This window comes from Myxococcus xanthus (assembly GCF_013116825.1).
Lineage (GTDB): Bacteria > Myxococcota > Myxococcia > Myxococcales > Myxococcaceae > Myxococcus > Myxococcus xanthus_B.
Window position 1 is genome coordinate 1 of sequence record NZ_JABFNS010000047.1, and the last position, 12,719, is coordinate 12,719.

The 12,719-nt window shown below is 71.5% G+C and carries 12 protein-coding genes and 2 riboswitches; of the genes, 11 read left to right on the forward strand and 1 reads right to left on the reverse strand.

Translation table 11 applies throughout. The features are described 5' to 3' along the window. On the reverse strand, nucleotides 1-474 hold a 474-nt coding region (locus tag HNV26_RS15800), incomplete at its 3' end, for an FIST N-terminal domain-containing protein (RefSeq protein WP_301340299.1). Between the two features lie 168 nt (nucleotides 475-642). Between HNV26_RS15800 and HNV26_RS15805 the strand changes: the two genes are divergently transcribed. From HNV26_RS15805 to HNV26_RS15855, 11 genes are all read left to right on the forward strand, one after another. Next, nucleotides 643-1,953, forward strand: coding sequence for a Vgb family protein (locus HNV26_RS15805; protein WP_171442448.1), 1,311 nt, complete (start codon nucleotides 643-645; stop codon nucleotides 1,951-1,953). Between the two features lie 116 nt (nucleotides 1,954-2,069). After that, entirely contained in the window at nucleotides 2,070-2,726 is a 657-nt protein-coding gene (locus tag HNV26_RS15810) for a hypothetical protein (RefSeq protein ID WP_216612359.1), read from the forward strand. A gap of 14 nt (nucleotides 2,727-2,740) precedes the next feature. Further along, nucleotides 2,741-3,022, forward strand: coding sequence for a hypothetical protein (locus HNV26_RS15815; protein ID WP_171442450.1), 282 nt, complete (start codon nucleotides 2,741-2,743; stop codon nucleotides 3,020-3,022). A gap of 273 nt (nucleotides 3,023-3,295) precedes the next feature. Then, complete coding sequence (locus HNV26_RS38415; protein WP_228565316.1) at nucleotides 3,296-3,652, forward strand: FHA domain-containing protein; 357 nt, start codon at nucleotides 3,296-3,298, stop codon at nucleotides 3,650-3,652. Between the two features lie 6 nt (nucleotides 3,653-3,658). Further along, a riboswitch (cobalamin riboswitch) is annotated at nucleotides 3,659-3,905 on the forward strand. A 59-nt stretch (nucleotides 3,906-3,964) separates the two neighbouring features. After that, nucleotides 3,965-5,980, forward strand: coding sequence for a TonB-dependent receptor plug domain-containing protein (locus tag HNV26_RS15825; RefSeq protein WP_171442452.1), 2,016 nt, complete (start codon nucleotides 3,965-3,967; stop codon nucleotides 5,978-5,980). Beyond that, entirely contained in the window at nucleotides 5,952-7,568 is a 1,617-nt protein-coding gene (locus HNV26_RS15830) for an MXAN_6577-like cysteine-rich protein (protein ID WP_171442453.1), read from the forward strand. Before HNV26_RS15825 ends, HNV26_RS15830 begins: the two co-directional genes overlap by 29 nt. Nucleotides 7,569-7,587: 19 nt before the next feature. Next, nucleotides 7,588-8,481, forward strand: coding sequence for an ABC transporter substrate-binding protein (locus tag HNV26_RS15835; RefSeq protein ID WP_253816634.1), 894 nt, complete (start codon nucleotides 7,588-7,590; stop codon nucleotides 8,479-8,481). After that, entirely contained in the window at nucleotides 8,478-9,563 is a 1,086-nt protein-coding gene (locus HNV26_RS15840) for a FecCD family ABC transporter permease (RefSeq protein ID WP_171442455.1), read from the forward strand. Before HNV26_RS15835 ends, HNV26_RS15840 begins: the two co-directional genes overlap by 4 nt. 20 nt (nucleotides 9,564-9,583) lie before the next feature. Beyond that, nucleotides 9,584-9,795, forward strand: a riboswitch (cobalamin riboswitch). Between the two features lie 143 nt (nucleotides 9,796-9,938). Then, on the forward strand, nucleotides 9,939-11,300 hold the full coding sequence (locus tag HNV26_RS15845) for an ICP22 family protein (RefSeq protein WP_171442456.1): 1,362 nt from the start codon (nucleotides 9,939-9,941) through the stop codon (nucleotides 11,298-11,300). Continuing rightward, nucleotides 11,297-12,061: a cell surface protein gene (locus HNV26_RS15850; RefSeq protein WP_171442457.1), complete on the forward strand. Its 765-nt coding sequence runs from the start codon at nucleotides 11,297-11,299 to the stop codon at nucleotides 12,059-12,061. Before HNV26_RS15845 ends, HNV26_RS15850 begins: the two co-directional genes overlap by 4 nt. A gap of 32 nt (nucleotides 12,062-12,093) precedes the next feature. Beyond that, the gene (locus tag HNV26_RS15855; protein ID WP_090488236.1) at nucleotides 12,094-12,597 is read left to right on the forward strand and encodes a QcrA and Rieske domain-containing protein; all 504 of its coding nucleotides are present in this window, start codon (nucleotides 12,094-12,096) and stop codon (nucleotides 12,595-12,597) included. Nucleotides 12,598-12,719: the final 122 nt, after the last annotated feature.

Consider the following 12,719-nt stretch of genomic DNA (forward strand, 5'->3'; position numbering starts at 1 on the left):
CGCCCACACGACACCCGCCCCCGCCTCCTGCTGCGCCCCGCGCACGACTTCCGTCGGATTCCCGCTCAGCGCGTCCGGGAAGACGAGCAGCGCACGGCGGCGTCCCGGCGGCATGGGAGGCAGGCTCTGGATGGCCCGCGCCACCGCGTCACGTCCGGCCGCTCGGGGGTCCTTGCTCACGGGTCCCCCCATCCCCGTCCCGACATGCAAGTCCATCCCGCGGAACAGCGCGACCACCAGCCCCTGGTGCAGCAGCTCGGCTCCCGCGAAAACACCCGCCGCGCAGCATCCGGCCCAGGGAAGGCCCCGGAGCTCCCGCCGGAGCGCCGACGCCAGGTCATCCGCGTCATATTGGTCCGTGCAGAGGACCAGGGCGAAGGTGGGCGCGTCCGCGCCTCGCAGCGCCTCCGCGCCTGCCTCCCGGGCGGCGACTTCGCAGTCGGGCGAGCAGCTCTTTCCAATCTGCATCCGCATCCCACTGGAATCGATATTCACGCGCGTACTGGCGTGCAGGTGGAGCTGGCTTCGTTTGGCCGAAGCAGGCGGCTTTCGGGCTTGCCTCGGTTGACACCTCCCTCGTGCGCTCGGTTGTATCTCCGTGCTCATCGAGTGAGCGCAGCGTGCGCTCGAAAGGGGGACCTTGTGAGACGCGGAACCATTCTCTTCGTCCTGGCCGTCGTGACTTCCGTCGGGTGTGGTGATGCAGCGGACCCGGACCCGGGCGGGTGTCCCGAGACAGGCACGGGGACGTTGGAGTTGGCCATCGAGGGATTGCCTGCCTCCGCCAACCCTCACGTCATCATCCGCCGGGGCAGTGAGTCCCGGGAGGTGCGCGCGGGCGGCCGGCTGGCGGGGCTCGCGGCGGGCATGTGGACGCTCTCCCCCGAGCCGGTGGCGGGGAGCGGCGGCCGGGTTCGCGCCGCCTATGATGCGCCGGCTCGTCAGGTCTGTGTCTTGGATGGCGAAGCGGCTGCGGCGGCCATCCAATACTCGCTCATCCCCAGCAGCCAGCGGCTGTGGCTGTCCACCAGCAACGGGGCGGCCGAGGTGGAGGCCTTCGCCGCCGAGGAGCTGGAGGTCACGGGCGCGCCGCCGGCCACCGTCCGGCTCGGTTCGAGCCCGGGCATTCCCCGGGCTTCAGGGCTCGCGTTCGACAGGCGTGGCAACCTCTGGGTGGCGCTGGGGTCGGGGGAGCTGCGGCGCTACCCCGCAGGCGACCTGGGCGCCTCTGGCGTCAAGAGCCCCGACGTCATCATGAGCGGCGGCGTGTTGAGCGCCGGGAGCCCGGGGCCCATCGCCATCGCGTTCGATGCCGCTGGCGACCTGTGGACCTCCATCGGGTTCAGCAACACCGTCATCCGGTTTGGCGCGGCCCAGCTTGTCTCCGGCACTGCTCCGGCGCCGCGGGTCGTGCTGAGCGGGCTGGGGGACCCCTCCACGCTCGCGTTCGACGCCCTGGGCAACCTCTGGGTGGGAGACGCGACGGCTGGGGCCTCTCGCGTCCACAAGGTGGCTGCATCGAGCCTCCAGGCATCCGGCGCGGTGACGCCCGTCACGAGCATCGAGGTGCTGGAAGCCGCTTCGGGCAGGCGCTTCGCGGGCCCCGCGGGGCTCGCCTTCGATGGGGAGCGAAACCTGTGGGTTTCGTATGGCGCGAGCGGCGCTGTCGTGCGGCTCACGCCCGAAGACCAGGGCGGCTCGGGCGCGGTGAGCGTCGTCCCGGGTATCCAGATTGATGCGGGCGGTCCCAAGGAACTCGCCTTCGACGAAGGCGGGGGGCTCTGGATGGCCTACAACTCCGGGAGCATCTCCCGGCTGAGCCCGAGCCAGCTCAGCGTCTCTGGCGCGCCCACGCCCGACGTCGTCATCTCCAGTCCCGACCTCGGGGCCACGCACGGCGTCGCGGTGTATCCCGCCCCCGCGAACCTGCCGCTGTTCCACCGGCTGCCGTGACACGGGTCGGTTGGAGCGGGGCGCTGGCCGTTCGACACTTCCAGCGCGCAACGAACCGTTGAGTGGCCGGGCGGGGGACTTCCGTCCCCCGTTGCCAGGACGGTAGCGTTGCTCGCATGGCATCGGGCACCGTCTTGCTGCGACTCGGCGTGTTGGGAGGGCTGCTCGCGGGTTCCGCCTCGCTGGCGGCGGACACGGCGGATGCGCCCCGGGCGGAAGCCGCTCCGGTGGTCCCGGAGTCCTCGTCCGTGCAGTGGCAGCTCCTGGCGGGCGGCCTCGCCTCGCTCGATGGCTACGCCTCAACGGGTTACCAGGGATGGTTGCTCGGGGCCGGCTGGGAGTTCCCCCGGCTGCGCTTCCGCTTCCAGTTCCTGGCGGGCCTCCCGTCGAGCATGGTGGAGACCCGCACCGAGGTGAAGCTGGAGCAGTACGTCTTCGGCTTCTGGCTGGACACGCCCGTGCTCCGCTCGGGCGCGTGGCGTTGGAGCGTGGGCGCGGGGGCGGGCTTCCTCCTCTTCGGCCGGACCGCTTTTGCCCGCGTGGGCGGACTGGACACCGCGGGCCCCCGCTTCGTCCCCGCGCTCCTCACGGGGCCGGATACCTCCCTGCGCTGGCGTTTCTCGAAGTACTTCGCCGTGGAGGGCTCGCTGGCGATGGACGTCGTCTTCGGCCGCCCCCTCATCGGCTTCCAGGGCGCGCAGGGGTTCGAACCGCTCTATGAGGGCTGGGCCGTCCGGCCGCGCCTGAGCGTCGCGATGATGGTCTTCCCTTGAAAGGTGGCCGCCCGATGAACCGCACTGTCTTCACATCGCACGCGCCTCGCGGGATGTTCCGGAACCTGCTCGTCCTGGCACTGCTGGCCTGGAGCGGAGGCTGCGCCGTGGAGGACCCCGTCGCGCGGCTGCGTGTCGCGGACGGTGGGACGGGCACCTTCTCCACCGATGACGACGAGGCCCTGCTCCTCGGTGAGGAGGGCCTCGAGCTGGCGCTTCCGGATTGCGCGGAGGTCGAGCCGGATGCCGGTTCGCGCATGGCTTGCGAGGACGCGGGGACTCAGGACGTTCCGTAGTCGCCTGGTGGCGGGTGTGGGTGGACATCCCGCGCGGTGGGACTCGGCGGCGAATCGCACGTCCTGAGGCTCCAGGAACTGGCGCCGCCGGAGTCTCGTGTCCATGTTGCGCGCGTCCATCCGGTGAACAGGAAGGTGCGCGTGTTCCAGCCAGCTCCTCGCGATGCGCGAGCCCATGATGGGAGCTGGCCCGTGTTGCTGTGGGAGCCTGCTGCCACACGGCCGAGCGGTGGAGCGCCCCGGTCATCGGAGAGGGCATCGACGCCCTGCGCCATGGCGCCCGTGGTGCTGGAGGTGCGCCCGCGGTTCCGCACGGCGGACGCCGAGGTGACAGTGGGCAGCGGCGCCGAGTGCGACATCGTCCTCGCCGAGCCCACGGTGTCCCGCCTGCATGCGCGCCTTCGTCGTGAGCCGCACACCGGGCTGTGGTGCGTGACGGACCTGGAGAGCGAGCGGGGGACGTACCAGGATGGGGTGCTCATCCTGCCGGGCCGGCCCGCGCCGCTGCTGTGCCGCTCCCGGCTCACGCTGGGGAACGTGGAGCTCCTGTTCCTCCAGACGTATGCCTTCGAGCAGTCCGTGCGCGTGTCCTCGCTGACGCCCCCGGTGAGCTTGACCCGCCGGAGGTGACCTCCTACAAAGGGCGCGCCCTTGGGTGCCCATGTCGGGCTTTCAAGAGGGAAGCCGGTGAGAGTCCGGCGCGGTCCCGCCACTGTGAACGGGCAGCCCTGAGGTCAGGGCCGGGGGCTTCGGTTTGTCGCCACTCCATCCGCGGCCGAGCGCCGCTCAGGGGGAAGGCGGAAGTCCTCTTCTGGCATGACGCAGCGTGCGCCAGTCGCCAGAGCCCGTCAGCCAGGAGACCTGCCCAGGGGTTCGGCCGAGCCTTTCGCGGGCCCGGGCGGTTGGCCTTCTCTCTTCGTCGGAGGGAGCGGAAGGCGGAGCATGCGGTGGACCTTCCTCGCTGGGCCTGTCGTGTGCCTGGTGTTCAGCCTTCCATGTCCCAGCAGGGCGCAGCCTTCCGAGGCCGAGCCCGCCCCCGCCCCCGCGCGCACCACGGTGGTTCGCGGCAGGACACCCCCGCCGCCTGAGTCTCCGGAGCGGAGGGACCCGACCGGCGCCATCACCGTCATTGATGCGCGAGAGCGAGCGGGCGAGGCGCGCGACACGGCGGAGCTGCTCGTGGGCTCGGTGGGGCTCGCGGTGCAGGACTCCGGCGGCTACGGACAGAGCAAGAGCCTGGTGGTGCGGGGCGCGTCGTCCAACGGCGTGCTCGTGTTCCTGGATGGCATTCCGCTCAACGGCGCGGGCGGCCTGTCGGACCTGTCGCTCATTCCCTCCGCGCTGGTCGAGCGCTTCGAGGTGCTGCGAGGTGGCGCGGGCGCGCGCTATGGCTCCGGCGGTCTGGGCGGCGCCATCAACATCATCACCCGCGCGCCGGGGCCGAACCTGCGCACGAGCGGTGAGGTGACCTACGGGAGCTGGAACACGGCGCTGGGCCACGTCGCCGCCACGGGGCCGCTGCTGGGGGGGCAGGCGCTGCTGCTGGTGCACGCGGGCCGCTCGGACGGTGACTTCGCCTTCGACGTGGACGAACTCCCGGCCGTGGACGGCAATCCCCAGGTCTCCGAACGGCGTGCCCGCAACAACGCGCAGGGCGGTGGCGCGCTCCTGCGCTACCGGCGGCGGCTCGGAGGGGGCTCGCGGCTGGATGCGCTCGCGGAGCTGTCCCTGGAGGACCGCGCCATTCCGGGCACCGTGCAGAATCCCCAGTCCGCTGGAGACCAGGAGCTGGGCCGGCTGGCGCTGGGCCTTCGCTGGTCGGGCGTGCTCGACGGGCTGGGGCAGGGGAGCGCGCGAGGCTTCTTCCGGCGTGATGGCCTGGAGGTGACGGGGCGCATTCCCGGCGCGGGCGGCGCGCAGCGGCACTCGGTGGGCGGCGTGGAGTTGGAGGGCCGCAGGCCGCTGGGAGCGCACCAGTCGCTGACTGTCACGGTGGCGACCTCGGGTGAGACGGTGACGCAGGAGGAGGGCGCACAGGCCTCCTCGTGGTGGCGCGCCAGCGTCATGGCCATGGACGAAGTGAGGCTCTTCGGAGGCACGCTGGACGTGGTGCCTTCGATGCGGCTGGAGCGGGTGGGGCCGTACTGGTTGCTGTCGCCGAAGTTGGGGGCATCCGTTGAACTGGGGCGCGGCTTCGGGCTGCGCGCGAACGCCGGGCAGTCCCACCGCGCGCCGTCCTTCCTGGAGCTGTACATCCGACAGGGGACGCTGTTGCCCAACCCCGGACTCAAGCCCGAGCGAGCCCTGTACGCGGACGCGGCGGTGATGTGGCGCTCCGGTCCGGAAGACTTCCAGGACGCGGCGCCGCGCTGGGGCCTCACGCTGGGCGGCTTCGCGGCGCTGTACGAGAACCTCATCGCCTATGAGCTGTACCCGCCGCTGATGGCGCGCCCGTACAACTTCGACACCGCGCGCGTGTGGGGCGTGGAGCTGGAGGGCGAGGCGCGGCCCTTCTCCTGGCTCCTGGCCAGCACGGGCTACACGTACCTGCGCACGGAGAACCGCTATGGGGACCCGCGCTTCTTCGGCAAGGACCTGCCGTACCGTCCCAGGCACAAGTGGGTGGGGCGGGTGCGCGCGGGGCCGGATTGGCTCAACGCCCGCGCGGAAGTGCTCTACCAGTCCGCGCAGCTCATCAACCGCACCGGCTCGCTCGATTTGCCCTCACGCACGTTGGTGAGCGCGGGCGCGTCCAGCACCTTCCTTCAGGGGCCGGACCTCACCCTGTCCGTCGAGCTGAAGAACCTCCTCGACGTCCGGACCTTCGACTTCACGGGCTTCCCGCTGCCGGGACGCGCCGTCTACGTGACGCTCGCGGTGGCGCTCGAGCCAGGCGCGTCACCGTCATCCTCATCCACTCGGGAGCCCCATGACTCGCCCGCGTCCCCTGTTCCCTGAGCCGTTCCTTCCGACCTTGTTGCTGACGGCCGTGGCGGCGCTGCTGCTCACCGGGTGCCCCGAGGAGGGCGCGGTGTGCACCTCCGGCCTGTCCGTCTGCGGTGACGCCTGCGTGGACCTGAGCGGCGACGTCGCGAACTGCGGCGCCTGTGGCAACGCGTGCGCCGCCGGGCAGGCGTGTCAGGCCGGCGTCTGTGACTGTCGCCCGGGGACGGAGTCCTGCGGTGGCGCGTGCGTGGCCACGGCGAGCGATGTCGCGAACTGCGGCGCCTGTGGCAATGCGTGCGCCGCCGGGCTCGTGTGTGAATCCGGCGTGTGCCGCGAAGGCTGCTCCGAAGGCAGCTTGCGGTGCGGAGACTCGTGCGTGGACGTTCGCGCGGACGTGCTCAACTGCGGCGCCTGCGGCAACGTGTGTCCGGACGTGCAGACGTGCCACGAGGGACGCTGCGGCTACGACGTGGTGGCGGCCTGCTACACCCACGGGCAGCTCGTGGGCATCCAGGCGGGGACGGACCAGCTCGGGCCGCGGCGTCAGTTCGGCTCGGGTGTGCAGACGCTCGCGTCCTGGGACGGTCATGTGCTGGCCGCGGACGCCACGGCTTCGAAGCTGCTCCAGGCGGCGGGCGGCGCGCTGGGGACGGTGGTGGAGGAGGACTCGCTCGGCGGGGTGGCGGGCTCGCCCAACGACATCCTGGTGGACCCGCCTTATGTCTACGTCGTGGACTCGGTGAACAACACCTTGCAGGTGCTCAAGCGGGAGGGCCCTTCCCAGGGGGCGGGGTTGGGCCTGCGCACCGTGACGCAGGTGAACCTGGGGGCCAACACCAGCCCGCAGGCGCTGGCGAAGTGGGGCACCACGCTGTACGTCCCCTTGTTCGGCACGGGCGGCTCCATGTTCCAGTTCGGCAATGCCGTCGCGCGCGTGGACATCTCCAACCCCGAGCAGCCGCGCAAGGTGGACACGATTTCGCTCACCGGGCTGGACCTGAAGCCCTTCGACGGTGGCACGGTGTTGCCGCTGCCCTACTCCGTCGCGGCGACGGAGTCGGGGGTGTACGTGAGCCTCACCAACCTGAATCCCTACAACGGCTACAAACCCAATGGCCCGGGCATGCTCGCGAAGATCGACCCCGCGACCGGCAACGTGAGCGCCATCGACCTGGGCGCGGCGGACTGCCTCAACGCGGGCTACGTGGAGGCCGTGGGTGACCAGCTCGTGGTGGCCTGCCTGGGCGAGGCCGAGTACGACGAGGCCAACGGGCACAGCGCCAGCGCCGTGCGCGCCTCCGGGTTGGTGCTGGTGAAGAACGACGCGCCCGTGGCGGCGTACGCGCTCAAGGCGGGGTGTGAGCCCGGAACGCCGGGCTGCAACCTCTCCGTGGCCAGCCGCTTCGCGGTGGCGGAGGGCGCGGTGTACCTGGCGGATACGAACGCGGGCCGCGTCTTCGTGGTGGCGGTGGAGGACGGGCGGTTGGTGGAGCGCCGCGGCTTCTCTTCACCCCAGGCGCTGGGGCCCGCGCTGGAGGCGTGTCCCACGGACCCGCGCCGGCCCGTGTCCAATGCCATTGACGTCACCGCCCTGCACTGAGGAAGCGCACGCCATGCTGATGAACACGACTTCCACTTCGCGTCTCTGCTCGGGCATGTCCGTCCTGCTCGCCACGGTGCTGTGCCTGCTCGCCGGTCCGGTGAGCGCGGCGGAGACGTCGAGCCTGAGGACGCTGGGACCGCCAGCGCCTTCCAAGGTGCGGCGCGTGGTGACGCTGGCGCCCTCGCTGTCGGAGATGGTGCTGTCCCTGGGCGCGGGGAGCACGCTGGTGGGGGTGTCCCGCTTCGACGAGGCGAAGGAGGTGGCGAAGCTGCCGCGCGTGGGCGGCTTCACTGACCCTTCCGTGGAGGCGGTGATTGCGCTCAAGCCGGACCTGCTCCTGGTGCAGCCCGGGCCGGGCAACCAGCGTCCGGTGGAGAAGATGGCGGAGCTGGGCGTGCCCGTGCTGCTGCTGCCGCTGCACTCCGTGGCGGACGTGCTCGCGGCCATGCGCGCGGTGGGGAAGGCGCTCGGACGGGAGAAGGAGGCGGAGGCGGTGGTGGTGGGCATCGAGGCCACGCGCACGCGCATCCGGGAGGCGGCGAAGAAGCTGCCCGCGCCGCGGGTGCTGTTCGTCTATGGCTTCGAACCGCTCGTGGTGGCGGGGCCGGGCTCCTTCGCGGACGAGCTGCTCCGGGACGCGGGTGGCGTCAACGTGGCGGCGGACGCGAGCTCCGCGTACCCGGTGTATTCGGTGGAGCGCGTGGTGCGTGCCCGGGCCACCGTGGTGGTGGATGCCGCGGACGTGGACGTGGGCAAGGACAAGTTGCGGGCACTGCCCGGCCTGTCCAGCGCGCGCTGGGTGGACCTGCCCTCCATGTCGCTGTTGCAGCCGGGACCTTCGCTGGGGCGGGGACTGGAAGAGCTCTTCCGTTTGCTGCATCCGAAGGGAACAGGTAAGGCCACGCCGTGAGCGAGCCGGCGACATCCCCGCGTGCACATGGCGGAGCGGGAGGCTTTCGCGCCTCGCGCGCGGTGATGTTGTTCGGGGGCTTCCTCGTGTTGGCGGTGGGCTGCCTGGCCGTGGCGGTGCGCTTCGGTGAGCAGTCCATCTCCCTCACCGCCGCGCTGACGGAGCCCACGTCCACGGACGCCGTCATCTTCTGGTCGCTGCGGCTGCCGCGCGCGCTGCTGGGGGCCATCGTGGGCGCGGGGCTGGCGGCCTCGGGCGCCACGCTCCAGGGGCTCTTGCGCAATCCGCTGGCGGACCCGTTCGTGCTCGGCGTGTCCGGCGGGGCGGCGATGGGGGCGACGCTGGCGCTCGCGGTGGGGCTCGCCACCGTGGGCGAAGTGACACCGGGCCTGGGCGGCGCCATGGCGCGTCTGTCCGCGCCCGCGCTCTTCTCCTTCCTGGGCGCGGGGGCCGCCATCCTCTTCGTCCTCTCCGCCAGCCGGGGCTCCGCGTCGCGCGCGCCCTACGCCGCGCTGCTCACCGGCGTGGTGTTCAACGCGTTCGCCTCCGCGGCCATCACCCTGGTGAAGACGCTGTCCGCCCCCGACCGGCTGGGGGAAATCCTCTACTGGCTCGCCGGAGCGCTGGGGTACGAGCGCGGCGGCACGCTGCTGCTCTCCGCGCTGCTTCAGGCCGGCGCGATTGGCGTCATGTGGGTGCTCTCCGCTCGGTTGAACCTGTTGTCGCTGGGGGACGATGACGCGGCGTCCTTGGGGGTTCCGGTGGCGGCGACGCGCCGCTGGTTGTTGCTGGCCGCCAGCGCGAGCGTCGCGGGCGCGGTGGCGCTCACGGGGTTGATTGGCTTCGTGGGCCTCATCGTGCCGCACCTGCTGCGGCTGGCCTTCGGGCCGGACCAGCGGCTGCTGGTGCCACTGTCGGCGCTGGGCGGCGCGGCCTTCCTGGTCCTGTCGGATTTGCTGGCGCGGCTGGCCTTCCCCTTGTTCGGGGCCGAGCCTCCCGTGGGTGTCGTCACCGCGCTGCTGGGAGGCCCGCTGTTCCTCGCGCTGCTGCGGCGGAGGGTGCGTCTGGGGACCAGTCATTGACAATGGCTTGCACCCGCCATATCCCCGCCCGCGTCCTCGGTGTCGCCGTGGAGCCACGGTGACTCAAGGGAACCCGGTGTGAATCCGGGACTGCCCCGCAGCGGTGAGCAGGAACGAACGCCGTCACGTGAAGCACTGGCCCGAAGCGGGCTGGGAAGCGACGGCAAGTAGGTGGGTGCTCCGTGCACCCGCGCCTGCGAGTCCGAAAACCTGCCGAAGACCCGTGCCCCTGGCACGGACATCACCGAGGCCTCCGAGGGGAGGCGGCGGGGGCGGTGCTGTCCGGCGCGAAAGGTCCGCCGGGGCTCTGCCTTCGGCCGTGTCCTCCTGGAAGCCCATTCGCCCGTGGGGGCGGAAGAGGGAGCGAGGACGCCGATGAAGTACGCCGATGTGAAGCGCGCAGGAGCCCGCACGAAGTCCCTGATGTTCGCCACGGCCAGTCTGGTGCTGGCGGTTGCCACCACGGGCTGTGGCTCCGAATGCGTGGATGTCTACGACTGCCGCAACGAGAACGGCCCTGCCCCCGCGGGCCAGGAGTGGACGTGCGCCTCGGAGAAGTGTGAGACGCGGCCCATTCAGCAGCTCCCCGGGGAAGACGCGGGCACGGAGCCGGACGCGGGCACGGAGCCGGACGCGGGCACGGAGCCGGACGCGGGCACGGAGCCGGACGCGGGCACGGAGCCCGACGCGGGGACGGAGCCGGATGCGGGCACGGAGCCGGACGCGGGCACGGAGTACACGTGTGAGACGGCGCCGTACGACCCGGTGCTCGGCACGCTTCAGCTCCAGGCGGGCTTCGAGACCGCGGGCTCCGCGCCCATGCCGGATGACGTGCTGGCGGTGGCCGTCACGCCGGGCCCCACGTACGCGGTCTATGCCGTGCAAGGGGGGACGAGCGCGGACGTCTATTCGCTGGGCGTCTGGCCGGACCTGACGCCTTCCGCGTCGCCGCTGTTCAACGTCCTGGCGCCCGAGGACCGTGGGGCCACGTCGGGCATCTTCCCCAACCACTTCCTCGTGCATGGCGCCGAGCGGCTGCTGGCCGGCTACACGAAGTCGGGTGGCGCGGGCACGGTCTCGCTCTACGACATCGTCACCCCTGACAACTCGAGCTACGTCAACTCGCCGGGCAACATGAGCGTCGCCGCGTTCACGTCGGGCACGACGTCCGCCTTCCTCATCAACAGCATGGGGCTGTCCGCCATCAACGGCTTCGGCATCTATGCGCTGGTGACCTCCGCGGAGCCCATGGCCTCCGTGAAGGTGGCTGACTTCCCGGAGACCGCCGGCGGAAATGGCTTCAGTGCCGTGGCGAACAACGGCGTCGCCGTGCTCGGTTTCGTCGTTCCGCCGGACTACGCCAACGTGGTCTACGCGGTGGCGCCCTCCGTCGTGAGCGCGGCGCTCTCCTCCAACACGCCGTTCGCATTGGATGCGCAGCCCCAGATTGACGTGGGCAGCGACTTCAACGCGGCCTCCGCCTTCGGTGACGGCGTCGTCGTCAAGCGGGGCGCCTACGATGGCACCTGGCAGTTCATCACCACCGACGTGTCCCGCTACGCCCTCTCCGCGGACGCGACCCCGGGTGAGGTCGTCATTGGCGAGCGCACGCCGGTGCTGACGCTCGTGGACCAGTGCACCTCCGTGACGCAGCTGACCCACCTGGGCTCGGACCTGCTGGTGGGTGTCGAGGACGTGAACGGCGAGCGGCTGGTCCGCATCCGGGCCGTGCCATGAGCCATCACCGCCTCCACCGCTTTGTCTGGGGCACGGCGCTCGCCGTGCTCCTGGGCACCGCCGCATGCGGTGACGATTCTTCCAGCGTCGGCGAAGACGCGGGAACGGACCCGGTGCGGGACGACGCAGGACAGCCGGATGGCTCCACACCGCTGGAGCCCGATGCCGGACTTCCGCCCGAGAATCCATACGCGGACGAGGTCGTCCTCTTCGAGCCCGGCGACTTCGCGGGCTTCGGGCAGGACCGCTTCCCGGATGTCGTGCTGGGGCCCCCGTCGGGGCTGGGGCCGGACAACGGCTCGCTGGACGTGCTCTCGCTGGGCCGGGGCGGCAGAATCGAGCTGCGTTTCACCGACATCGCCGTGGTGGATGGGCCGGGCGTGGACCTGCTCGTGTTCGAGAACGCCTTCCTCGTCGCGGGCGGAGCGGCCACGCACTCCGAGCGGGGCATCGTCTCCGTCAGCGACGACGGCGTCACCTGGCACGAATTCCCCTGTGCCACCACGGACGCCGCGGGCGGCTACCCGGGGTGCGCGGGCGTCGCCACCGTCCAGGCCAATCCGGCCAACGGCGTCAGCGCCACGGACCCCGCGGTTGCGGGCGGTGACGGGTTCGACCTGGCGACGGTGGGCCTGAGCCGCGCGCGGTATGTGCGCATCGTCGACGCAGGCAACAACCGCTACGGCGGCACCTCCGGGGGCTTCGACCTGGACGCCGTCGCGGTGGTGAACGGTGTGTCGCTTCGGAGCGGCACCCCGTGACGCGGCTCCCGCCACGGCCATGTCCCCTGTCCATGACGGGGGAGGTGGACCGCCGCGCCGCGCTCGGCACGCTGCTCAAGGGCACCTGTGCCCTGGCGGCGTTCGGGGCGGGGTGTGGTGACGGGTGGCGGGAAGCCGTGGTGCTCGACCCTCCCGATGCGGGAGGGCCGGGCCCGTCTTGTGCGCCGCCGGTGCCGTCGGGCCCGCCCGGCGAGGGCTGGGTGGAGGTCTCCCTGGTGGATTACCCCGCGCTGGAGGTCCCCGGCGGCGCCGCGGAGGTCCGCATTCCCCAGGCGCTGCTGGACGTGGTGGTGGTCCACACCTCACCTGGTTGCTACGCGGCGCTCTGGCGCATCTGCACGCACGGTGATTGCGCCGTGGACTGGGTGCCGGCCGACGGCGTCATGGAGTGCCCCTGTCATGGCTCCCGCTTCACCCAGGAGGGGCAGGTGCTCAATGGCCCGGCGACTCGACCGCTCGCGGCCTTCCCCGTGGTGAGACAGGGCGCGTCCCTGTTCATCCACCGGCCCCGCTGAGCAATCGTTCGGACATTCGCACCGCAGGTGAAATGACGCGGTGCGGAGAGACGTGTCGTGGCGCTGGGTTGCGGGATACCCGCACTGAGTCCGTGTCTCCTTCTCTCAACAGGCGGGAGAGT